Below are 22,281 nucleotides of genomic sequence, written 5' to 3' on the forward strand. Positions count from 1 at the left end.
TTCTGCATTTCCACACCCCTGCAAAAATGGTTCCGCCCCCGGCAAGGCTCCACGACGGGTGTTACAGAAACGCGAACCTGGCGAGGAAAATCGCACTCAGAATATACAGGCTGGGGGAGATCTGCCGGTACTGGCCGGTAAACAGTTTGAGTACGGTATAGGTCAGGAAGCCCAGTGCGATGCCATTGGCGATGGAAAACGTCAGCGGCATCATGATCATCGTCACCAGCGCGGGGATAGCGTCGGTCAGCTCCTCCCAGTCCACCCTGGCGATCCCCCCCATCATCAGCATCGCCACATAAATCAGCGCGCCCGCGGTGGCGTAGGTAGGAATCATCGCCGCCAGTGGGGCAAAGAATATACACAGCACAAACAGCACACCGACGGTGACCGCGGTCAGCCCGGTGCGCCCACCGGCCGCCACCCCGGCGGCACTCTCCACAAAGCTCGTCACCGGCGGGCAGCCGAGGAACGCCCCCAGCACGCTGGAGGTACTGTCGGCCTTCAGCGCCCGGGGCAGCTTTTCGATACGACCATCCGGCTGGATCAGGTCGGCGCGGTGGGCAACGCCCATCAGGGTACCCGCGGTATCGAAAATATTAATGAACAGGAAGGCGAGCACCACGCTGATCATGCTGAGATCCAGCGCCCCGCGGATGTCCATCGCCATCCAGGTCGGCGCCAGGCTCGGCGGCGACGACACCAGTCCCTCGTATTGCACAAGACCTATACCAAAGCCGATGGCAGTGACCACAAGAATGCTTATCAGGATGGCGCCAAATACCCTCCAAAAACTGAGTACCCCGATCAATAGAAAGCACAGTCCTCCCAGTAGCGGCTGCGGCTCGCGGAAGGAGCCCAGCGTCAGCAGCGTGGCCTCACTGGGTACAACGATACCGGCGGACTTGAGCCCGATCAGCCCCAGAAACAGCCCCACCCCGGCACCCATGGAATAGCGCAGGCACATGGGAATGCTGTTCATGATCCACTCCCGCACCCGCGACAGGCTCATGAGCACAAACAGCACGCCGGCAATAAACACCGCGCCCAGCGCCACCTGCCAGCTGTAGCCCATCTCCCCGACTACCGTGTAGGCGAAAAAGGCCGTCAGCCCGATGCCCGGTGCCAGCCCCACCGGCCAATTGGCGTAAAAGCCCATCAGGAAACAGGCGATGGCGCTGCCAAGGCAGGTGGCGACAAAGATCGCACCGTGGTCCATCCCCGTGCCGGCGAGCATGTTCGGGGTCACAAACACCACGTAAGCCATGGTTACAAACGTGGTCAGCCCCGCCAGCAGCTCGCGGCGCGCCGTGGTGTGATGCGCGCGCAGGGCAAACAGGCGCTCAAAAACAGTGTTCGACAACGATTGCACTGACGACTCCGGCAATAATTTCGGGATTGGAGGGGGCAAGACTTACCCAATATTGTGGTCAATATCCACAAACCTGCCCAAACCCCGCCGCGCCCGGCCAGCCCTGGCGCACGTAATGGCTTCTCATCCCCCGGCCCGCCAGTAAAATTGCCGGCTTTCAATAATTCTTACTGATATCCAGCGATACCGGAGCACCCCATGGGCAGAGCCTACCAGAACCGCAAAGAGTCAATGGCCAAGACCTCGAACATGAAAGCCAGGGTCTACAGCCGTTACGGCCGCGAGATCTACATGACCGCGAAGTCTGGAGGCCTCGACCCCAACGGCAACCTGGCCCTGCGCAGCCTGATCGACCGCGCCAAGAAGGACCAGGTCCCCACCCACGTGATCGAAAAGGCCATCGAAAAAGCCAAGGGCGGCGCCGGCGAAGATTTCGCCCGCGCCCGCTACGAAGGCTTCGGCCCCGGCGGCTGCATGGCCATCATCGAATGTCTCACCGACAACCCCAACCGCACCTACGGCGACGTGCGCCAGGCCTTCACCAAGACCAAAACCAAGATCGGAACGGAAGGCTCCGTAAGCCACAGCTTCGATCACCTGGCGATCCTCGTGTTCAAACACGACGACGAAGAAGCCGTGCTGGAAGCGCTGATGGAAGCAGATGTGGATGTGACCGACATCGAGAACGAAGACGGCAAACTCTCGGTCTTCGCCCCGCACACCGATTACTTCAAAGCCAAGCAGGCGCTGATTGAAGCCTTTGGTGATATCGACTTTGAAGTGGATGAAATCCAGTTTGTGCCGCAAACCTATACCGAGATCAGCGGTGATGACGTGGCGCTGTTTGAGAAGTTTATGAATATGCTGAACGATTTGGAGGATGTTCAGGCGGTTTATCACAATGTGGAAAATGCAAATTCATAAGGCGCCGCAGACCATTTGCACTTTCGTGGGAAATACCCCGCGGAAGTGCCGCTAATGCGCGCTGATGCACTGGATACTCAATTCCTCGTCCGCTCCCCCGCGGTAAGAATCCAGGAAATAACAATTCCCCAGATTGACGACCGTTGGCACAAAGGTGTGTCCCATATACACGGCATCGATTCCCCGAACCTGAAATGGACGAACCAGCGCCGGCTCCGGAGCCAGCAGCCTGGACTTGCGATCCTCGAACGCCCTCTTATCCTCGGACACCGTTCTATTGCCGGAACCCAGCCCCAATACTTTCTGGTACAGGCGGGTAACCAGGGTTCTCTGCCACATCAACGGCCGCGTAACAAGCGCCAGGCGCTCATCGGAAAGCGGTGCGCCCGCTGACCAGGCCTGGCTGATATCGCCAAGCAGCTTCTTTACGAGTTCCCAGTCACTGCCGGGAACATCCGCATGCACCAGCCCAATCCGCTGCTCGCCCACTCCAATATCCAGAGCCCAGGGCCACTCCCTCACCTGCTCGACGATCGCCCGCTGCCGGCTCCGCGGCAACGCATAGAACCACGCCCCGCCATTGGCTTGATGTAATTCTACTAAGCCGGGGTCCTCGAAGCCCGCAATCAGCATCGCCTCGTGATTGCCAAGAATGCTGATATAGGTGCGCTGATCAATCATCTCCACAAGACCAGCGCTATCCGGCCCCCGATCCACGATATCACCCACAAAGAAAAGGCGATCAGCGCCGGGGTTAAACTCGAGGGCGTCCAACTGGGCTTGCAGTTGCGCCTTGTGTCCGTGCACATCCCCAACAACAAAATCCCGACCTCGGGAATTGCACTCGACACTCCAATAGGTACTCATCCCTGCCATTCTCAAAATGCTTGATTGCACAAGGGTAGCAAACCAAATGGCGAGCCCCGAGCAACGTCGAGAGTCGATTTGATGCCATCGAGGGAGAAAAATAATCAGATAGATATGAACGCCGCTTTGCTGATGTCGGGCTACCGAAAAGATACGGAAGGTCCAGAAATACAAAAGCCCCGCATTGCGGGGCTTTTGTAAGGATACCGGACTCATGAAAAATCCGGCTTTCAATGTGGTGTCCAGGGCGGGATATGAAACAGACTCTAAGCGATTGATTTACAAGGCCTAAAACTCGCCCGGAAAATCGGTACCCCCACAGGTTGGCTGTACCGCGGGTTCAAGTGACACACCCGATTTATCCACAGATTTCGGCTAAATATCACTCACTTTCGCCGCGTTTAGATCCTTCTCCCTTGTGAACTTTAAAGTGCTCACGGCGCTCTTCAGGAGTGTATTCCTCGATTTCATCGGGAAAGAGCTCCGCATCGCTCTTGTCCAGGCTGCCCGCATCACCGAAGATCGCTCCGCCGGTCTCGAAATCGGCAGGCTGGTGATCATCCCCGAGGATGTCATCCACGTGTCCCTTGGACTTCTTCTTCAGCCACTCCTTGAACTCAGGGGAGTCAATAGGAGGGCGCTTGTGATCGCTCATCTCACAGGTCCCTGTAGCAGAAGTTGCCGCGCTCATTGAAAGCGAAGCCGGGCTTGCTCAAATAGTGATCTTTCACTGCGGTGTTGACCGGATTCATGATTCGGAGCTGAGTCGCACCTATGGCATTGGCGTAGACCATGCCGGCCGCGACACTGATGTCTGTGACCAGACCATCAAGCGGAGTTCCCATTGGGTGAGACTCGATATAGTCAAGCCTCAGCTTTCCGCCGCTCCATGTGGGGCGGCCTATGCTCGCTCCGCCCAGCTCCAGCCCCTTGAACCAGATGGAAAGCTCGAACCGCTTGGGATGGGTGCGGTAGCTCTTTGATACTGCCTCCCAGTCCCAGGCCACTCTCCGCAGGCCGGATCGCTCCCAGCTTTTGAGCTTGCGCTGGGCTTCGAAGGTAAAGCCGTCGATGCCAATGTTTCCTCGGAGGATGGCCTGACCGAGTCTGTTCTTCAAAACCGGCGCCAACTGCTCGTAGGTTACCTCCCGAGAAATCTCGCGGACCTTTTCGAATTTCTCTTTTACTTCTTTGTACGATGGTTTCAACTGACCGGCCACATTCTGTTCCTTTGAATATTGACGAAGCCGACTATTTAAACATCTATCACCGCAGCCCTTGCGAAAACATCTGCCAGAATTGCCACGCCTCCACTACCAGAAAGCGAATACGCAATTTACCCCTTGACTATTCACGCTGGGCCTCCACCACTTGTCCCGAGTCCCAGGACACGGGACAGTCAGAACAAGATATTCCGGAGAATTCAATCCCGACTCCTAATAACTCTCGGCTCCCCATTTCCCTTCGAATTATCGAGGAACACTACAGATGCGATCCTCGGATAATTAAACCGACACCTCTACAACGGCCTCAATTAGGCTCTCAACCGACGTGTAAATATCAATATTTTCATCAGGGGTATCAATACTCACAACGAGGCTATACCGCACCTCATTCTTCCAGCGATCCAGCGCTGTGCGGTACTTCCACCAGCCACCGACCGGGTAAACAGCAATCGTGTGCATATCTGCAAGCGCCGCTGCAGGGCCAATCCAAGTATCGGAATGCAATGAGCCTCTCGAACGAAGGGCAGAACCTAAACGCCATCCGTCGCTGTCGCCCTCGGGGCCGGTATAATCCTCCATCGCTTCGTTTGCCACTTTGTTGATTGAAGCGCGGAAGTTCTCAAGCGATTGACCAGGGCGAATGACGTCGAACCGCAACCCATGAGATGGGTAGGTATACCGGCTTCTATAGCCGCGGCGTCCCGGGTTCGGCTCGATAAAATATGACAGGGTCACACGAAGCTGCACTTCGAGCTCAGGAGGTAATTGTTGTAGCGCATGGATTGGCCACGGTAATTCGTGCAGTCTCATTTCGTTCAGCTTCGGATCCGCTGAAGCCGACGCATTGCTAACGTTAACAAACGGTTGCAATTCACCTTGCGCAAGCAAGGTAAGAGTATGATTCGCGCTATAGCGCGCCCGCTCCAGATTCGGCACCCCGAATCCAAACGTTCGCAGCATGGTCTCTTTCGCGATTTTCGGGCTATGACTTTTATTAAGCAGTCCGAATCGCTCCCGCATCTTGGGGGTCCACTCGGCAGAATGGACAAGTAATGCGCGGATGGACTCAGGCCAAAAATCCGGATACTCCGCCATCAAAATAGCAGCATGCCCCGATACCTGAGCACAAGCTGCGCTTGTATCCGCAGATACTTCGAACAACTGCCCACTACTTCGGCCGGATGTCGTGAGCAGAGAGACGGTGTCAGCATCGGTAACTTCAGTTTTATCTGGCGAGAGCAGTCGATTTCCACCCTCTGCAACCAATTCAGGCTTAAAGGGGGCAAACTTTCTCCACTCCCAATTTACCGAGGAGCGTGAAGCGGGCGCTATATCACCGGAAACCGCCAACGGCGACCAGCCATCGAAATCGGGGTCATCATTTGTGGTACGCTCTGTATAAGCGCCAATCGTCAATGCGTTCCAGGATTGTGCGGGATCCTCTATCTCGGCCAGCTGAACTTGTTCCCAATAATCCAGATTTGCGGCTATAGAACGGTTGTTACCGGCCGAAATCACAAACAATCTCAGCTTTCCATCCTCAAACCCTGCAGAAAACTGGTCGAGCTCTGAGGACCAGGAGGATGGTAGACCACCTATAGAATCAGGCTCGGCAGTTACCGACAGAGAAAAGACCCGGTTAATATCTGGGGCGTCGATTTCCAGCTTTGAGGCTGTCCCTACCGTGATATCCCCGTACAGCTCCGGCTCGTTATTACCGCTTGGAGGCAGAATTCTGGCAGACTCGATGCAGTGATTGAGCTCGATGGTCTCCGTGCTTACCAATGCGGAGTGTAAATCCCCGAAGACCGCAAGCCCTGCCTGCCTGGTTCCATGATCATTGAAACCGAGAACGCCATAAGTATCGAAATGTGGCCAGTCAGGATCCCAGCAATCTGCCCGCTCGCTTGAACAAACCAACTGAATTAACGGGTGATTGTAGTTAACACCGGCATCAAGAATAGTTACCGCTGTGGACACATCTTCGCTGATTTGGACGCGCTCGCTCAGATTAGCAACCCATTCCTGCTGCTCTTTTGGTGATGACTCAACCAACACCGTCGGAGTTTCTTTTGCCCGTCTTAATTCTTGCAGGTTCGAGATCAATTCCGGGGCAGATTTCAGCTGAGTGGCAGACGCTCGGATGAGTACCACAACGCTATCAAAAAAGCTGAGCGAGGTATTTCCTAAACAGCCCTCAATGCGCTGCGCCAGTTGGTGCGCGATACCGAGGGGATCCTCCTCTTCCGGCCGCCTTTTTAACCAAAGCTCCCACCAGACAGCTTGTTGCTCGTTTTCCGGAAACAGAGGAATATCATCAGTCCAGAACGAACGGAGATCAGCGAGCTTGACCTCAGATATGCTGCCTATCAGCTTGTGGTTACTGGGCACACCGCTCTTGTTATCTTCCTCTGGATCCAGATACAGCTCCAACTTTTTTTGGAATACATTTCTGCGATTCTCAGGAATAAATACGACGGCCACTTCTCGATTATCGACTTTCCGGCAGGATCTGAGCTTAAAGTCGCGGTTATCTAAGCTCTCCAGCGTTAGTGGGCAGTTAGGCATGCCGATTATCTCGACATAAATTCCGATATCTTCAGTGATTGGCTCAGGCGCAGCCTTTCGCTGGCTGTCATAGCCGCTCTGAATCGCGGCATACTGTTGGGTCAATGCTTGACCGTGAGAGGCTCGGTTTTGGAGTGGGACTTTCGCACCACGCCCCGTACGGCGGGACTGAAAGTCTTCGTTCTGAACAAATCCGTTCAATAATATATGGGGTTTCCTTTCCGCCATTAATTCTTCTACTTATATATTTCCAGATTGCCGACGTTTTATCGCCTTTAGCAGTAATGCCGTAGTAATTCGGGCATCGTGGTGAAGCACCGCGTCTTTGGCGGCATCTTCGCAGGCTCTCGCAACCTCTGCTGAGCTCAGCCCAACAGCAGCTGAAGAAATCTTCGGCCAATCCATTGACTCTGTATCAAATAAATTTAGCCGATTTTCAATAATTTTCCTGACTTGCTCTTCGCCCGGTTTTTCAAACGGAATGATGTCATCAAAGCGGCGATGGAGAGCCTTATCAAGCAATTCCGGGTGGTTGGTTGCCGCAACGATGACGCTTTCAGATGCATCCTGCTCTACAAATAGCAAAAATGAATTCAATACTCGACGGATTTCGCCGACGTCGTTCTGTGCACCGCGCTGCGTACCAATCGCGTCGAACTCATCAAACAAGTAAACCGCGCGAGCTTGCCGGATATGATCAAAGATCAATCTGAGCTTGGCCGCGGTCTCGCCCATAAAACGGGTGATCAGGTTATCCAATACAATGGTATACATCGGTAGCCGCAGTTCAGTCGCCAAGACCGCTGCGGACATCGTCTTTCCCGTTCCAGGAGGGCCGGTAAACAGAAGTTTACGCCGGGGCAGGAGACCAAATTTAGCGAGCCGATCCTTTTGACGCTGTTCTAGCAAGACTTGGTTGAGCCGATCCTTGACCTCGGGTGAAAGGACCAACTCACCACTTCTCACTGAAGGATGGGTGAGCTCAAGCAGGCCTTTCAGGTCACCTTTGGGTTGCTGTACCAATGGGGTCGGCTTAACGGAAGAGAGGCTCGACTCTTTCTTCTCACGCTGAGATTTCTCAATCAGAGCTTTTATATCGCTAGCCAGCTTATGATGCCCCAGCCTAGCCTCCTTTGCGGCCACCTGTAGGGCAATAGAATAGAACCGCTGGTCATCATGATCAGCGTGGCTCTTCAATAGCGCCTTTATCTGTTCTGCGGTAGCCATAGTATGTTCACTCCCGTGGAGCGCAATGATAGCGAGGTTTGTCCGCTGAATGAAATTAAGCAACTCTATCGAAGATTAATGCAAAAGTATGACTGAAAATCCGGCTATAGTCACAACACTGCGGCTGCTACCGATACCCGGCCTACCCAATGTGAATCCCCGGCAGCTGCAGCTATGCCTCAAGATCATCCAGAAATTCAGACATCGGATCGACCCCACTCACCAACAAGTGATTCCGAGCTCTGGTACAGGCTACGTATAAGAGGTGTCGTTCGGTATCGTAGACCTCCTCCAGCTCCACCTGATCTGACACGGTCTCGATTCTGGTTTGCTAAGGAATGACTTCGTCATCACAGGCCAAAACGAAAAAGCCCCGCAATGCGGGGCTTTCCGGGTTGCTTCAGACACCTGAAGACTTTGATGTGGTGCCCAGGGCGGGACTTGAACCCGCACGACCGAAGCCACTACCCCCTCAAGATAGCGTGTCTACCAATTCCACCACCTGGGCAAAAACTTTTCAGTTTTTGATTTAAGCCTTGCGGCTTACTGAGGCTGTTCCTCAGTTTTCTGCTCTTCCGCTCCGGCTTCCGGCAGTTCCGCCTGAGGGGCTTCTTCTGCTGCGGGCAGGTCACCTGCCGCCGGGGCTGCATCCTGAACTTCAGGAACATCGCTTTCGATTACTGCCGGTACGTCGTCCTGCTGTTCGCGGGATTCGATCGCCGCCGGAACTTGCGGAACACCGTCCAGATCCGGGGCTTCGTCGCGGCTGGCCAACACTGCCAGGCCGAAGCTGGTGGCGAAGAATACAGTGGCCAGAATTGCAGTCAAGCGGGAAAAGAAATTTCCGCTGCCCTGGCTGCCAAAAACGGTCTGGGAAGCACCCGCACCGAAGGAGGCACCCGCTTCCGCACCTTTACCCTGCTGCAGCAAAATCAGGCCGATAATACCCAACGCAGTGAGGATGTGAACCACTAAAACCAGTTTTTCCATTGTCCAGAAAACCTGTTATGGGCATGCGCCCTTGCTCAAAAATTTTCGACCGGTTGCGCTAGTCAGCAGCGCGACAGATCTGGATAAATTCGTTTGCCTCGAGTGAAGCTCCGCCCACCAGGGCGCCGTCGATGTCGTCCATGGCAAACAGTTCGGCAGCATTTGCCGCCTTGACGCTACCCCCGTAGAGGATCTGCGTGTCCGCTCCCGCGTCGCCCAGTTGCTGGCGAATGAACTGGTGCACTTTCTGCGCCTGTTCCGGGGTGGCGGTCTTGCCGGTGCCGATGGCCCAGACGGGCTCATAGGCCACCACGGCATTGTGCCAGGTACCTGCCAGGCCCAGGTCGACAACGGCCTGAATCTGCCCGGCGATCACGTCCAGCGTTTTGCCCGCCTCGCGCTCCTGCAGCGATTCACCTACACAGAGGATCGGCGTCAGGCCTGCGCTTTTGGCGGCGGCAAACTTGGCCGCGACCAGCTCGCTGCTTTCGCCATAGAGGCTGCGGCGCTCGGAGTGACCGACGATCACGTAGCGCACGCCGCAATCCAGCAGCATATCTGCAGAGACTTCCCCGGTGAAAGCACCGGCGGGCTGCTCGCTGAGGTTCTGTGCCCCCAGAGCCAGCTGCTCTACATTCTCTGCCGCCGCACCCACTACCCCGAGGTAGGGAAAAGGCGGGCAGATAACCACTTCGGCGGAGCACTCGCCGGACTCCAGTCCGCTGTTCAGCTCGGCCAACAGTTGTTCGGCAAACGCTTTGCTACCGTGCATTTTCCAGTTGGCAGCTACCAGTGTTTTTCGCATCGGTGCTCCTCCAAGGGGCGCAAATCTTAGCGGTATTGCCGGGAACATACAACCAGGGTTTCCGGATATTTATTGATTTTTCAATGGCTTCCGGAGTCCGCTGGCCGATTCAGGCATTGCCGACCTGCTCCACCACCTTGGCGATTTCCCCCGCCAGACGTTCCACCAGCGCGGCGTCTTTACCCTCGACCATTACCCGAATCAGGGGCTCGGTGCCGGACGGGCGCAGCAGCACACGGCCGTCGTTGGCGAGGGTGGACTCCGCGTGGGATACAGCGGCCTGCACATCGCCGTGCTCCAGCACGCCATCGCGACGCGCCAGGCGCACATTGATCATGTGCTGCGGCAACATCTGCATCTTCTCGCTGAGCTGATCCAGGGATTCGCCGAAGTCGCTCACCGCACGCAGTACCTGCAGGGCGGAGATAATGCCGTCGCCGGTGGTAGTCACGTCGGTGCACACGATATGCCCGGAGGATTCACCACCCAGGGACCAGCCGTTTTTGTACATCATTTCCAGCACATAGCGGTCCCCCACCTTGGCGCGGGCGAAGGGGATCTTGCGCTCTTTCAGCGCCAGTTCGAAACCGTAGTTACTCATCAGCGTACCGACCACGCCACTGCAGCCGCCGAGGAACTGCTGGCGATGGATGGCAATGAGGAACAGCAGCTGGTCGCCGTCGATCAGATTGCCGTGGCGGTCCACAAACATGACGCGGTCGCCGTCGCCGTCAAACGCGATACCGAGGTCAGCCCCGCGCTCCATCACTGCTTTCTGCAGCTGCTGGGGCTTGGTGGAGCCACAGTCCAGGTTGATGTTGAGGCCGTCCGGCTGCACACCGATGGCGTGCACCTCGGCACCCAGCTCGCGGAATACCTTGGGGGCGATGTGGTAGGTGGCGCCGTTGGCGCAGTCGAGCACGATATTGAGCCCCTGCAGGGAGTAGCGCCAGGGGGTGCTCGCCTTGCAGAACTCGATATAGCGGCCGACGGCGTCATCGATGCGCCAGGCCTTGCCGAGGTCACTGGCGGTTTCCATGGGCAGGTCCAGCGCCGCCTCAATCTCCAGCTCCACCTCGTCCGGGAGCTTGCTGCCATCGGTGCTGAAGAACTTGATGCCGTTGTCGTGATAGGGGTTGTGGGAGGCGCTGATGACAATCCCGGCCTGGGCGTGGAAGGTGCGGGTGAGATAGGCGATGGCCGGGGTGGGCATGGGGCCCAGCAGGCCGACATCGACGCCGGCGTTGATCAGGCCCGCCTCAAGGGCCGCCTCGAACATGTAGCCGGATACGCGGGTGTCCTTGCCGATCAGGATACGGCTGCGGCCCTTACCCTGGCGATTGGCGCCGAGCACCTTGCCGGCGGCGTAGCCCAGGCGCAGCATGAAATCCGGGGTGATGGCGCCCTCGCCTACCTGGCCGCGGATGCCGTCGGTGCCGAAGTATTTTCTTGTCATCTTGTAACTCTCACATCTAGGTGTCGTATCGGGCACACTGTGCTGGGCCCAACCTACGGTCAAATTTCTTTGTTCCCCCTGTAGGAGCCTGCCTGCAGGCGAACGGGCTCGGGGGTGGTTCGCCTGCAAGCAGGCTCCTACAAGGTCTCACCCTACAAGTGGTTCGCCTGCAGGCAGGCTCCTACAGGGCTCAGCTTGCAAGCTGCAGTAATTTCAGCACATCTGCGGTTGCGGCCACGTCGTGGACGCGGATGATATGGGCGCCGCGCTGGGCGGACAGCATGGCCAGCGCCAGGCTGCCGGCAAGGCGCTCGTCTACCGCGCGGTCCAGCAGGCGGCCGATCATGGATTTGCGCGACAGTCCCACCAGCAGAGGCTGGTCCGGCGGCGCCAGCTCCGGCAGGCGCCGCAGCAGTTCCAGGTTGTGCTGGTCGTTTTTGCCGAAGCCGAAACCGGGGTCGTAGATTACCTTTTCCCGGGCGATGCCCGCAGCCACGCAGGCGGCGAGGCGCTCGTCGAGATATGCTCGCACTTCCCTCACCACATCGCGGTAGTCCGGGTTCGCCTGCATGGAGCCGGGCTCGCCCTGCATGTGCATGACACACACCGGCAGACCGGTGGCGGCGGCGGCTTCAAGGGCGCCGTCGCGCGTGAGTGCGCGCACATCGTTGATGATGCCGGCGCCCGCGGCGGCGGATTCTCGCATTACCGAGGGGGTGCTGGTGTCGACGGAGATCACAACATCGAACCGCTGGTGAATCGCTTCTACGGCTGGTACCACGCGATCCAGCTCCTGCTGCTCGGTCACCACCGCGGCGCCCGGGCGGGTGGATTCGCCGCCGATATCCACAATAGTGCCGCCCTCACGGCAGATCTGTTCTGCGCGGTGCAACACCAGATCAAGATCCAGCCCACCATCGGCGTAGTAGCTGCCGCCGTCGGAGAAGGAGTCCGGCGTGGTATTGAGAATACCCATCACCTGGGGACGGGAGAGGTCGAGAGTGTGCTTGCCGCAGTTCAACTTCATAGAATCGTTATCAGGTCGTAAATACAAAAACGGGCCCGGAGGCCCGTTTTTTGATCGGTGTTTGTTTATTGCACCGGAAAGCGCCAGCTAAACAGTCAGTGGCCGTTGACCGGTCCACCGACTGGGTTTTCGCCTTCATCGGGTTTGGTCTCGGGCTTTTGCACATCGTCGGCGGAACCGCCGCCGGTGTAGTCATTGTCGTGCCAGTCGCGCGGCGGACGCACCTTGCGGCGGGCCATCAGGTCGTTGACCTGTTCGGCATCCAGGGTCTCATACTCCATCAGCGCGTCTTTCATCGCCTCGAGAATATCGCGGTTCTCCTCCAGCAGCTTCTGCGCGCGGGCGTAGCAGGTGTCGATGATACGACGCACTTCCTCGTCGATCTCGTTGGAGGTCTTGCCGGAAATCGGATTGCCGTGGCCGGGCTGGCGACTGTCGTCTTCACCGTAGTGCAGCGGGCCGAGCTTCTCGGACAGGCCCCACTTGGTGACCATGTTGCGGGCGATGTCGGTAGCGCGCTCGATATCGTTGGAGGCACCGGTGGTGACACCGTCGATGCCCAAGGTCATTTCTTCCGCAATACGGCCGCCGAACAGGGAGCACAGCTGGGACTCCAGCGCGCGCTTGGACAGGCTGTACTTGTCCTCTTCCGGCAGGAACTGGGTCACGCCCAGCGCGCGGCCGCGGGGGATGATGGTGACCTTGTGCACCGGGTCGTGCTCCGGCACCAGGCGGCCAATGATGGCGTGGCCGGCCTCGTGGTAGGCGGTGTTGGTCTTTTCCTTCTCGTTCATCACCATGGATTTGCGCTCGGCACCCATCATGATCTTGTCGCGGGCGCGCTCAAACTCGTCCATGGTCACCATGCGCTTGTTGGCGCGGGCGGCGAACAGCGCGGCCTCGTTCACCAGGTTGGCGAGGTCGGCACCGGAAAAGCCGGGGGTGCCGCGGGCAATGGTCTGCGGGTCGACACGCTCATCCAGCGGTACCTTGCGCATATGCACTTTCAGGATCTGTTCGCGGCCGCGGATATCCGGCAGGCCGACAAACACCTGGCGGTCGAAACGGCCCGGGCGCAGCAGCGCGGAGTCGAGCACGTCGGGACGGTTGGTGGCGGCGATAACGATCACGCCCTCGTTGCCTTCAAAGCCGTCCATCTCAACCAAGAGCTGGTTCAGGGTCTGCTCGCGCTCGTCGTGACCGCCGCCCACACCGGCACCGCGGTGACGGCCGACGGCGTCGATCTCGTCGATGAAGATGATGCACGGGGCCTGTTTCTTGGCCTGCTCGAACATATCGCGCACGCGGGACGCACCCACACCCACGAACATTTCCACGAAGTCGGAACCGGAGATGGAGAAGAATGGCACCTTGGCCTCGCCGGCGATGGCCTTGGCCAACAGGGTTTTACCGGTACCGGGAGGGCCCGCCATCAGCACGCCGCGGGGGATGGCGCCGCCGAGGCGCTGGAATTTGGACGGGTCGCGCAGGAACTCGACCAGCTCCTGGACATCTTCTTTCGCCTCATCCACACCCGCCACATCGGCGAAGGTGGTTTTGATCTGGTCTTCACCTAAAAGACGCGCCTTGCTCTTGCCAAACGCCATGGGGCCGGAGCGGCCACCGGCGCCGCCCTGCATCTGGCGCATGAAAAACATAAACACGGCGATGATGATCAGGATCGGGAAGCTGGCCACCAGCAGCTGCTGCCAGATGCTCGGGGACTCCGGCTCGCGGCCGTTAAACTGCACGCCGCCGCGCACCATTTCATTGGTGAGCTCGTCGTCGATGATCTGCGGCTGGATGGTCTTGAAGCGGCTGCCGTCGGCCTTTTCACCGGTGATCACCAGGCCATCTACCATCACGCTCTTCACCTGGCCGGACTGCACGTCCTGCACAAACTGGGAATAGCTGAGGGATTCGTCCCTGGACTGCGGCTTGAAGTTCTGGAAGACCATCAGCAGCACCGCAGCGATGATCAGCCACAACACCAGATTCTTTGCCATATCGTTCAAAGGGTATGCCCTCTTGCCTTAGCTTCGGCGTTTGCCTCAGCCGGTAATTCCATTCCACCCAGTATAGGCGGCGAAAATCGTAATTCTGTCGCTCCGGTCACCCGCCCGCCACCGGCGGCGGGCAATCGCGGAGATTTGGCGCTTGATCCTTTTACCACACCGGGTCGCCCGCGCCAAAACACCGGCCCGTATCGGCATCCGCGCTTGAAACCGCGAGTCAGCCCTTAAAGCCGCGGGCAACTACGTAGACCTCGCGGGAACGCGGACGGGATGCACCGGGTTTGCGGGTGACCACCGTCTGGTACTGACTGCGCAGGTCGCGGATCAGTTCATCAAACCCTTCGCCCTGAAACACCTTCGCCACAAAGGCACCGCCGGGCTTCAGGGTCTGGCGCGCCATATCCACGGCCAGTTCCACCAGATACATGGCGGCGGGCTGGTCTGCGGCGCGTATCCCACTCATATTGGGGGCCATGTCGGAAATCACAAGGTCTGCGCGCTCTTCGCCCAGCCTTTCCAGCAGCTCGTCGAACACCTTTTCCTCGGTGAAGTCCCCCTGTACGAAGTCCACCCCGGCGAGGGCATCCATCGGCAGAATGTCGGAGGCCAGCACCCGGCCCTTATGACCAACAAGTTCTGCCGCCACCTGGGACCAGCCACCGGGGGCCGCCCCCAGGTCCACCACCGTCATGCCGGGCTTGAACAGGCGGTCTTTTTCCTGCAGTTCCTGCAGTTTGTAGGACGCCCGCGAGCGGTAGCCGTCCTTCTGGGACTGCTTGACGTAGGGGTCGTTGAAGTGTTCGCGCAGCCAGCGGTGGCTGCTCTTTGATCGGGCCATCAGTTACAATACATCGCTGAAATCCGGGCGCTACCGCAATCAATGCGTGGCAGGCCGGGATCGGGGTTGATAGAGGCGAGCACATGCAACGCTGCTGCTGACCACACTTTCGTATGACAGCAGGCTTTGTTCCTCTACGCTCACATATATAGACAGCGTAGGGAATTGCACTGCCTGCCCACAGCGGCAGCCTCTGCCGCATTTAAGGATGGAGTATTGTATGCCTTTAACCGCCGACCGCAAAAAAGCCTTGCGCACTATCGGTCATAATCTCAAGCCCGTGGTCACGCTTGCCGAGAAAGGCCTGACCGAGGGAGTGGCGGAAGAACTGAATCGCGCCCTCAATGACCACGAGCTCATCAAGGTAAAACTGGCCGTGAACGACCGCGACGCGCGCCGTGAGCTGATCGCGGAGCTGTGCCAGCAGAGCGGCGCGGAGCTGGTGCAGGAAATCGGCAAGATCGCGCTGATCTTCCGCAAGGCGGACAAGCCCAACGCCAAGCTGTCCAACCTGCTGCGCTGATCGGCCTGCCTTGACGCCCTCGGGCCGGTTCCCGGAACCGGCCCACTGCCACAACCGCTATCGTCGCCCTCCCCTGCCTCAAGACGCTCCCGACAACTCGGATACATCCTGACCGGCCAGACTGATTCTCAGTATTTCAGCGCCAGATGCTTCGGGTCCGCGTTGCGCAGACGCTTGGCCAGAGGGTGCTCGCGCTTGCGCAGTTCCGCCAGCACCAGTTGCGCCACTTCACGCGCACCGAGGTTGTTCAGGTGAGTATCGTCGCGCACCCCCACCGGGTAATTCGGGTGAAGGTCCGGGGCGATGTGCATAAAGCGCAGCGCGCTGTCCCGGTCGCCCATGGCCTGGAAGTACTCGCGGGTGACCACTTCCATATCGATGAACTCTACTTTTTCCTCAGCAGCCACTTCCCGTACCAGCGGTGCGTAGGGGTGGGTGTGCTTGATTTTGTGCTCACCCTCGAAATAACGGCGGGTGATGGGCGACATCAAGATGGGCTCGGCCTTGGCCTTGCGCACATCGTTGATGAAACGGGACAGGTTGGTTTTGTACTGTTCCGGGGTGGTGTAGCGGTCTTTCTTGCTTTCCGACTCGTCGTTGTGACCGAATTGTATGATTACATAATCGCCCGCCTTGAGTTCATCCATGATGCCGGCCCAGCGCCCTTCTTCAATAAAGGTCCGGGTGCTGCGACCGTTCATTGCGCGGTTGTCGACATTGACGGAATCCTCGAAAAATACCGCGAAAGGTACACCCCAGCCGGTCTCCGGGTAATCCTTGATTTCCTTGATAGCCATGGTTGAGTCGCCGGCCATGAAGACGGTGGTTTCTGAATCCGCCGCGCACGTTGCGCCGGCTGCAAGCAGTGCACTCACAGTGAATAGCTGTTTCAAAATTTTCATAACACCTCTCATCATTACTCTGTGATTCATTATTCAGTCGAAGTAAACATTGCCGTTCAGAAACGTGTCGGAGGCAGGAAACTACGCGGCAACTCCGTGGGCATAGGGATCGCTCCACTGGGTTGCGGCGCAGCGAAACGCAGCAGGCCGGACTGGCCTTCGCATGCGGGGTTCAGGTTTTGCCCCCAGCCTTCGCCAGAGCAAAGCGCCACCGGAATCAGGGATTGCAGGTGCGCATCCGCACTGGCCCAGGCTTCCGGCAACAGCCACTGCACCGCGGTGCTGGCGCGGGCGCGGATACGCCCGGCACCGATGCGACCGCGCTGGCCCTGGTAAACGACGAAATCATCCGCCGACGTCGGGTTCGTCGGACTGTTGGTGACGGCTACATCGCGCTCGATACCAAAGCGGAGACTCATCATGGTCTCCTCAAACAGCATCGCGGTGTCTTCCCAGGGTGTGACGTAGGCATAGAAGTCGGTTGCGGTATCAGGGAAAAAGAATCCGGCAACATCCTGGGGAGAGTAGGTTCTCTGCTCCAGCGTGGCCGGTTCGCCGCGGTAGCGTACCTCCGCCAGCGCAAAGAGCTGTTCCGACTGCAGTCCGTTCACCGCGCTGACGGATTTGTTGACAACAGATCCGCTCTGAGCCTGATTGAAGAAAATATCCTGGCGGTCCAGGCCGCGGTTGATTTTCGCCTGCGACATCGCATCGTTGGCATGGGCCAGTTCGTGGTACAGCAAGGAGCCCAGATCCGCCTCAAGGTCGCTGAAGGGGCGACTGTTACGATCCGCCGGGTAATAGCTTGTAAAGGCGTAGTTATTGTTTTTTATGTAGCGCCACGGTGTAACAAATCGCAGCTCCGATCCGAATCCACTGCGATAATCCGGCTGCTCGTTGATCACGTCCCGCTCCTCCGGCGTAAGCCAAAGACTCTCCGGATCGAGATAGATGGCACCGGTGAGCGACCAGTAAAACGATGGGCGAATATCGCTGGAAATGACGATGGCCGTGGTCGCACGCAGCAGATTGGCGAAATCCCCATAGGGATCCAATTCCTTCAGGAAACGTTCGAACCGCGCTCCCATCCAGTCGTGCGACACCAGCACGTGATCCATAATCAAGTCCACACTCGGTGCACTGTTTTCCATGCCTATTACCGGCAACTGGCCGAGCGTACAGAAATTGTCATCCCCTAATTGATTTGAGTAAACGCACGCCGCCAACCGATCGCCATACGGGCTGTCGGCACGATAACTGTATACCGGGTTTAGGGGACTACTCGTTGCGCAGTAATCGCCAGTACCGTCACAAAAGTATTCGCTGGTCACTTCCGGACGGTCCTGCACAACCACATAAGCCACATCGGAAAAAGAACCGGCGGTGGTTTCCAGGGTACCGCGGAATGTCAGCACCTGATCCCCGGTGACTTTGGGCGCGGTCACAAAAATTACCCGCTGCCCCGAATCGTCTTCATTCAGCGTGGCCCGAGGTCCGGAAATCTGTTCGAAACGCCAGGAAATAATATCGCCGCTGACCAGTTTGGCGCCCAGGCGCAAGGAGATGTCCGCTCCTTCTGTCACCGCGCGGTCCGCTCTGAGTTGTACACGGGAACCAGAATTTCCCGCATCCACATTGATATCAAACGTATCCACCAGATCCCCGCCAGTAGGGCTGCTGGCGGTCAGGCGAAAACTGTATGTGCCACTATAGGGAGCGTTAAAGCTGATACCCGCGGTGCCGTTACCTGCGAGGTTACCGAGCGCGGGGCCAGACAGCTGCTCCCATCGAAAACGGTTGTAACCCCGCTCGGAAACACTCGCCACCACACCTACCGAGTCGCCCACTTCGGCGCTGGTGTCGCCACTCAGAACAAGTACCGCGGGCGCCGGGACGATCGGCGGTTGATTGTCGTCGCCGCTGCTGCCGGAGCCGCCACCGGATCCCCCACCGCCACAGGCGGAAAGCACCGCCATCAGAGCGGCAACCAGGGAACCACGCAGGGTCTGTTTCAGAGAATCGGGGAAAAAATGCGTTTCAGCCGGCATAGGGAAATCTTTTTATTGTCGGGTCGTTTTGTGGTTGTTAGACAGGCGCCATAGGTTACCACCGGCCTGACCAATGATCGAGACCAGTGAAACCGGCTGAAACACACAAAGAAAAAGCGGCCACCTCGCGGGGCCGCTTCACAAAGGATGCCGAATTACCCTTTAAGTAATCAGGCCGGGTTCAGCTTACCCAGTACGCTCTGCAGGCTCTCTTTCGCATCGCCAAACAGCATGCGCGAGTTTTCTTTGTAGAACAGCGGGTTGGCGACGCCGGCGTAGCCGGAAGCCATGGAGCGCTTCAGCACCACCACTTTGCCGGCCTTCCACACTTCCAGCACCGGCATACCGGCGATGGGAGATCCGGGTTTTTCCACCGCATCCGGGTTGACGGTGTCGTTGGCACCGATGACCAGGACCAGATCGGTTTTCGGCAGGTCGTCGTTGATCTCTTCCATTTCCAGCACGATGTCGTAGGGCACGTTGGCTTCCGCCAGCAGTACGTTCATGTGCCCGGGCAGGCGGCCCGCCACCGGGTGGATGCCGAAGCGCACGGTTTTGCCGGCCTTGCGCAGTTTGTCGGTGAGGTCGCTCACCGCCTGCTGGGCGTGGGCCACGGCCATACCGAAGCCGGGTACGATCACGATGCTCTCGGCGTTGCGCAGGTCTTCCGCCAGCTCGTCGTGTGAGGTGGCAACCACTTCGCCTTCCACTTCGCCGTCACCGCCGGCGACTTCACCGTCGGAGCCGAAGCCACCCAGGATCACGCTGATAAAGGAGCGGTTCATGCCGCGGCACATGATGTAACTGAGGATGGCACCAGAGGAGCCCACCAGCGCGCCGATCACGATCAGCAGGTCGTTACTCAGCATGAAGCCAGTGGCAGCGGCGGCCCAACCGGAGTAGCTGTTCAACATGGAGATCACCACCGGCATATCCGCACCGCCAATCGCGGCGATCAGGTGGATACCCAGCAGCAGCGCGATGGAGGTCATCACCAGCAGATAGACGATGGTGGTGGGGCCCACATCCGCCGGAATAAACCAGGCACCCAGCAGCACGCATACCAGAATCGCGATCAGGTTCAGCCAGTGGCGCGCCGGCAGCATCAGCGGTTTGCCGGAGATCAGTCCCTGCAGTTTGCCGAAGGCGACGATGGAACCGGTCAGAGTGATGGCACCGATGAACACACCGATGAAGATCTCGGTGTTGTGCACGATATGGGCCGCACCCACCAGGTTCACACGCGGGTCGAGGTAACCACCCCAACCGATCAGCACCGCCGCCAGGCCGACAAAGCTGTGCAGCAGGGCAACCAGCTGCGGCATTGCGGTCATCTCGACCTTGCGCGCCAAGTGGATACCCACCACCGCGCCCACGCCCATGGCGATGGCCACTGGCAGGTAGGCGCCGGAGGTGATGCCGGCCACGGTGGCGATGATGGCAACCGCCATCCCCACCATGCCGTAGTAGTTTCCGCGTCTTGCGGTCTCGTGTGTGGACAGTCCGCCGAGGCTCAGGATGAACATCACCGCGGAGAACAGATAGGCCATGGATATAACACTGTTCATGTCTGTTTCTCCTTATCGACGGAACATTTTCAGCATACGGTGGGTTACGAAGAAGCCACCGAAGATGTTGATACTGGCAAACAGTACCCCCACGAAGGCCAGCACGGTCACCAGCAGGGAACCGGTGGCGCCCACCTGCAGCAGCGCACCGATGATGACGATACCGGAGATGGCGTTGGTCACACTCATCAGCGGCGTGTGCAGGGCGTGGGACACGTTCCAGATCACCTGCCAGCCGATAAAGATCGACAGCACGAATACGGTGAAGTGGGCGACGAAGTCCGCCGGCGCGGATTTACCCAGCGCCAGCAACAGCGCGCCGGCCACGGCCCAGAAGGCCACCAGTGACAGCGGAGAAGTCTTCTTCTCCGGCTTCGGTTCCACCTTGATTTGCGGCGCGGTCTCTTTCGGTTTCTGCGGCGCAGCGGACAGTTTCGGCGGGGGCGGCGGCCAGGTGATCGAGCCTTCCTTCACCACGGTGGCACCGCGGATCGCCTCATCGTCGAAGTTGATATTGATCTCGCCATTCTTCTCCGGAGTCATGTCCGTCAGCAGGTGGCAGAGGTTGGTGGCGTACAGGGTAGAGGACTGGGTGGCCGCACGGCTCGCCAGGTTGGTGTAACCGAGAATGGTCACGCCGCTCTTCACCACTTTCTTGTCCGCTTCGGTGTAGTCGCAGTTGCCGCCCATTTCCGCGGCCAGATCCACCACCACAGAGCCATCGGCCATGGTATCGACCATGTCCGCCAGCCACAGCTTCGGCGCCGGCTTACCAGGAATCAGTGCGGTAGTGATAACAATGTCCACTTCCTTGGCCTGCTCGCGGAACAGGGCCATCTCGGCATCGATGAATTCTTTCGACATCTGCTTGGCGTAACCGCCGGTGCCGGAACCGTCTTCCTCAATCTCCACGGTGAGGAATTCCGCTCCCATGGATTCCACCTGCTCGCGCACTTCCGGGCGGGTGTCGAAGGCCCGCACGATGGCGCCCATGCTCTTGGCGGTACCGATGGCGGAAAGGCCCGCCACACCGGCGCCGATCACCAGCACCTTGGCCGGCGGGATCTTGCCAGCGGCGGTGATCTGGCCGGTGAAGAAGCGACCGAACTCGTGGGCTGCCTCAATCACCGCGCGGTAACCGGCGATGTTCGCCATGGAACTCAGCGCGTCCATCTTCTGCGCGCGGGAAATACGCGGAATAGATTCCACCGCCAGCGCGTTGATGTTTCTGTCCGCCAGTTTCTGCAGCAGCTCGCCGTTCTGCGCGGGCTTCAGGAAGGAAATCAGCGTGGCGCCGCTGGGGATCAGCTCCAGCTCCGCGTCGGTCGGCCCCTGTACTTTCAGAACCAGACCGGCCTGGCTCAGGCAGTCGGCCGCGTTGGCGCAGATTTTGGCACCCGCTTTTTCATATTCCGCATCGGGGAAGTTTGCGGCCTCCCCGGCGCCCTGCTCAATCACAACATCAAAGCCCAGCGATTGCAGTCGCAGTACGCTGGCTGGCGTTGCCGCGACCCGCGCCTCGCCCGGCGCCGTCTCCTTTGGAATGGCAATAATCACCGTTTGTGCTCCCGTTCATTAATCGTCGTTGTTATATAACCCGTGAATCCGGGCTTGCCCTGAATGGGCATTTTGAGTACCGCTGAATTTATTTCCGGATATTTATTTCCTGTATAGCGCCGATCTCAGGGCACCCGACGACAGAGCGAAGACGGGCGCCCCCGGGGAAATAAATTCTTCCAGGAAATTAAAACCTTTTCGGTAGACCGGTGCATTAAAGAAAATAAAATTCGGCGACGGAAATAGAGGTTTCTTATTAGGCTCGCAATAGAATTCTATTGAAAACGCACAAAAAACAGTCTTTCCGAGCGCAAAACAGACTGGAAACAACTGAAAAATAGTGACTTTAATGCCAATCAGGCCAATCT

At 58.2% G+C, this 22,281-nt stretch carries 18 protein-coding genes and 1 tRNA gene; 2 read left to right on the plus strand and 17 right to left on the minus strand.

Annotated features, from left to right (window positions below; genetic code table 11):
* Window positions 1–61 precede the first annotated feature (61 nt).
* Window positions 62–1,372 (minus strand): NCS2 family permease, encoded by a 1,311-nt coding sequence (locus tag GNX18_RS09660; RefSeq protein WP_166217459.1) that lies wholly within the window; start codon window positions 1,370–1,372, stop codon window positions 62–64.
* A 198-nt stretch (window positions 1,373–1,570) separates the two neighbouring features.
* Between GNX18_RS09660 and GNX18_RS09665 the strand changes: the two genes are divergently transcribed.
* Window positions 1,571–2,296: a YebC/PmpR family DNA-binding transcriptional regulator gene (locus tag GNX18_RS09665; protein WP_138233763.1), complete on the plus strand. Its 726-nt coding sequence runs from the start codon at window positions 1,571–1,573 to the stop codon at window positions 2,294–2,296.
* A gap of 51 nt (window positions 2,297–2,347) precedes the next feature.
* Here GNX18_RS09665 and GNX18_RS09670 read toward each other — a convergent pair whose 3' ends face one another.
* The 12 genes from GNX18_RS09670 to rlmE all read right to left on the minus strand — a co-directional run bounded on the left by GNX18_RS09670 (window position 2,348) and on the right by rlmE (window position 15,315).
* Window positions 2,348–3,379, minus strand: coding sequence for a metallophosphoesterase (locus GNX18_RS09670; protein WP_166217462.1), 1,032 nt, complete (start codon window positions 3,377–3,379; stop codon window positions 2,348–2,350).
* Between the two features lie 166 nt (window positions 3,380–3,545).
* Complete coding sequence (locus GNX18_RS09675; protein ID WP_205828107.1) at window positions 3,546–3,818, minus strand: hypothetical protein; 273 nt, start codon at window positions 3,816–3,818, stop codon at window positions 3,546–3,548.
* A gap of 1 nt (window position 3,819) precedes the next feature.
* Entirely contained in the window at window positions 3,820–4,383 is a 564-nt protein-coding gene (locus GNX18_RS09680) for a hypothetical protein (protein WP_166217464.1), read from the minus strand.
* Window positions 4,384–4,668: 285 nt separating this feature from the next.
* On the minus strand, window positions 4,669–7,062 hold the full coding sequence (locus GNX18_RS09685) for a S8 family peptidase (protein ID WP_240914328.1): 2,394 nt from the start codon (window positions 7,060–7,062) through the stop codon (window positions 4,669–4,671).
* 135 nt (window positions 7,063–7,197) lie between these two features.
* A complete protein-coding gene (locus GNX18_RS09690) occupies window positions 7,198–8,184 on the minus strand; it encodes an AAA family ATPase (protein WP_166217469.1) in 987 nt (328 codons plus the stop codon).
* 423 nt (window positions 8,185–8,607) lie between these two features.
* Window positions 8,608–8,692, minus strand: a tRNA-Leu gene (locus tag GNX18_RS09695).
* 35 nt (window positions 8,693–8,727) lie between these two features.
* Window positions 8,728–9,174 (minus strand): preprotein translocase subunit SecG, encoded by a 447-nt coding sequence (gene secG / locus GNX18_RS09700; RefSeq protein WP_138233758.1) that lies wholly within the window; start codon window positions 9,172–9,174, stop codon window positions 8,728–8,730.
* Window positions 9,175–9,232: 58 nt separating this feature from the next.
* Complete coding sequence (tpiA, locus tag GNX18_RS09705; protein ID WP_166217472.1) at window positions 9,233–9,979, minus strand: triose-phosphate isomerase; 747 nt, start codon at window positions 9,977–9,979, stop codon at window positions 9,233–9,235.
* Window positions 9,980–10,088: 109 nt separating this feature from the next.
* Window positions 10,089–11,435, minus strand: a complete 1,347-nt coding sequence (glmM, locus tag GNX18_RS09710) for a phosphoglucosamine mutase (protein ID WP_166217475.1) — start codon at window positions 11,433–11,435, stop codon at window positions 10,089–10,091.
* Window positions 11,436–11,625: 190 nt separating this feature from the next.
* Complete coding sequence (gene folP / locus GNX18_RS09715; RefSeq protein ID WP_166217478.1) at window positions 11,626–12,462, minus strand: dihydropteroate synthase; 837 nt, start codon at window positions 12,460–12,462, stop codon at window positions 11,626–11,628.
* Between the two features lie 95 nt (window positions 12,463–12,557).
* Window positions 12,558–14,468, minus strand: a complete 1,911-nt coding sequence (ftsH, locus tag GNX18_RS09720) for an ATP-dependent zinc metalloprotease FtsH (RefSeq protein ID WP_138233910.1) — start codon at window positions 14,466–14,468, stop codon at window positions 12,558–12,560.
* A 226-nt stretch (window positions 14,469–14,694) separates the two neighbouring features.
* On the minus strand, window positions 14,695–15,315 hold the full coding sequence (gene rlmE / locus GNX18_RS09725) for a 23S rRNA (uridine(2552)-2'-O)-methyltransferase RlmE (protein ID WP_166217481.1): 621 nt from the start codon (window positions 15,313–15,315) through the stop codon (window positions 14,695–14,697).
* A gap of 220 nt (window positions 15,316–15,535) precedes the next feature.
* On the opposite strand from rlmE, the gene GNX18_RS09730 reads away from it, so the two are divergent.
* Window positions 15,536–15,838 (plus strand): YhbY family RNA-binding protein, encoded by a 303-nt coding sequence (locus tag GNX18_RS09730; RefSeq protein WP_138233754.1) that lies wholly within the window; start codon window positions 15,536–15,538, stop codon window positions 15,836–15,838.
* A 128-nt stretch (window positions 15,839–15,966) separates the two neighbouring features.
* Here GNX18_RS09730 and GNX18_RS09735 read toward each other — a convergent pair whose 3' ends face one another.
* The 4 genes from GNX18_RS09735 to GNX18_RS09750 form a co-directional block, all read right to left on the minus strand.
* Window positions 15,967–16,740, minus strand: coding sequence for a rhamnogalacturonan acetylesterase (locus GNX18_RS09735; RefSeq protein WP_166217484.1), 774 nt, complete (start codon window positions 16,738–16,740; stop codon window positions 15,967–15,969).
* A gap of 56 nt (window positions 16,741–16,796) precedes the next feature.
* Entirely contained in the window at window positions 16,797–18,788 is a 1,992-nt protein-coding gene (locus tag GNX18_RS09740) for a hypothetical protein (RefSeq protein ID WP_166217487.1), read from the minus strand.
* 170 nt (window positions 18,789–18,958) lie between these two features.
* Window positions 18,959–20,356, minus strand: coding sequence for a Re/Si-specific NAD(P)(+) transhydrogenase subunit beta (gene pntB / locus GNX18_RS09745; protein ID WP_138233751.1), 1,398 nt, complete (start codon window positions 20,354–20,356; stop codon window positions 18,959–18,961).
* A 12-nt stretch (window positions 20,357–20,368) separates the two neighbouring features.
* On the minus strand, window positions 20,369–21,913 hold the full coding sequence (locus GNX18_RS09750) for a Re/Si-specific NAD(P)(+) transhydrogenase subunit alpha (protein WP_138233750.1): 1,545 nt from the start codon (window positions 21,911–21,913) through the stop codon (window positions 20,369–20,371).
* Between the last annotated feature and the right edge of the window lie 368 nt (window positions 21,914–22,281).

Origin of the sequence: Microbulbifer sp. SH-1, assembly GCF_011326135.1 — a bacterium.
Taxonomy (GTDB): domain Bacteria; phylum Pseudomonadota; class Gammaproteobacteria; order Pseudomonadales; family Cellvibrionaceae; genus Microbulbifer; species Microbulbifer harenosus.

What these genes read in the sequence shown, in the direction of transcription:
- glmM (WP_166217475.1), bottom strand. Translation starts at nt 11,435, where the DNA reads ATGACAAGAAAATACTTCGGCACCGACGGCATCCGCGGCCAGGTAGGC.
- GNX18_RS09735 (WP_166217484.1), bottom strand. Translation starts at nt 16,740, where the DNA reads ATGAAAATTTTGAAACAGCTATTCACTGTGAGTGCACTGCTTGCAGCC.
- GNX18_RS09740 (WP_166217487.1), bottom strand. Translation starts at nt 18,788, where the DNA reads ATGCCGGCTGAAACGCATTTTTTCCCCGATTCTCTGAAACAGACCCTG.
- GNX18_RS09730 (WP_138233754.1), top strand. Translation starts at nt 15,536, where the DNA reads ATGCCTTTAACCGCCGACCGCAAAAAAGCCTTGCGCACTATCGGTCAT.
- GNX18_RS09670 (WP_166217462.1), bottom strand. Translation starts at nt 3,379, where the DNA reads ATGAGTCCGGTATCCTTACAAAAGCCCCGCAATGCGGGGCTTTTGTAT.
- GNX18_RS09690 (WP_166217469.1), bottom strand. Translation starts at nt 8,184, where the DNA reads ATGGCTACCGCAGAACAGATAAAGGCGCTATTGAAGAGCCACGCTGAT.
- secG (WP_138233758.1), bottom strand. Translation starts at nt 9,174, where the DNA reads ATGGAAAAACTGGTTTTAGTGGTTCACATCCTCACTGCGTTGGGTATT.
- pntB (WP_138233751.1), bottom strand. Translation starts at nt 20,356, where the DNA reads ATGAACAGTGTTATATCCATGGCCTATCTGTTCTCCGCGGTGATGTTC.
- GNX18_RS09675 (WP_205828107.1), bottom strand. Translation starts at nt 3,818, where the DNA reads ATGAGCGATCACAAGCGCCCTCCTATTGACTCCCCTGAGTTCAAGGAG.
- ftsH (WP_138233910.1), bottom strand. Translation starts at nt 14,468, where the DNA reads ATGGCAAAGAATCTGGTGTTGTGGCTGATCATCGCTGCGGTGCTGCTG.
- tpiA (WP_166217472.1), bottom strand. Translation starts at nt 9,979, where the DNA reads ATGCGAAAAACACTGGTAGCTGCCAACTGGAAAATGCACGGTAGCAAA.
- folP (WP_166217478.1), bottom strand. Translation starts at nt 12,462, where the DNA reads ATGAAGTTGAACTGCGGCAAGCACACTCTCGACCTCTCCCGTCCCCAG.
- rlmE (WP_166217481.1), bottom strand. Translation starts at nt 15,315, where the DNA reads ATGGCCCGATCAAAGAGCAGCCACCGCTGGCTGCGCGAACACTTCAAC.
- GNX18_RS09665 (WP_138233763.1), top strand. Translation starts at nt 1,571, where the DNA reads ATGGGCAGAGCCTACCAGAACCGCAAAGAGTCAATGGCCAAGACCTCG.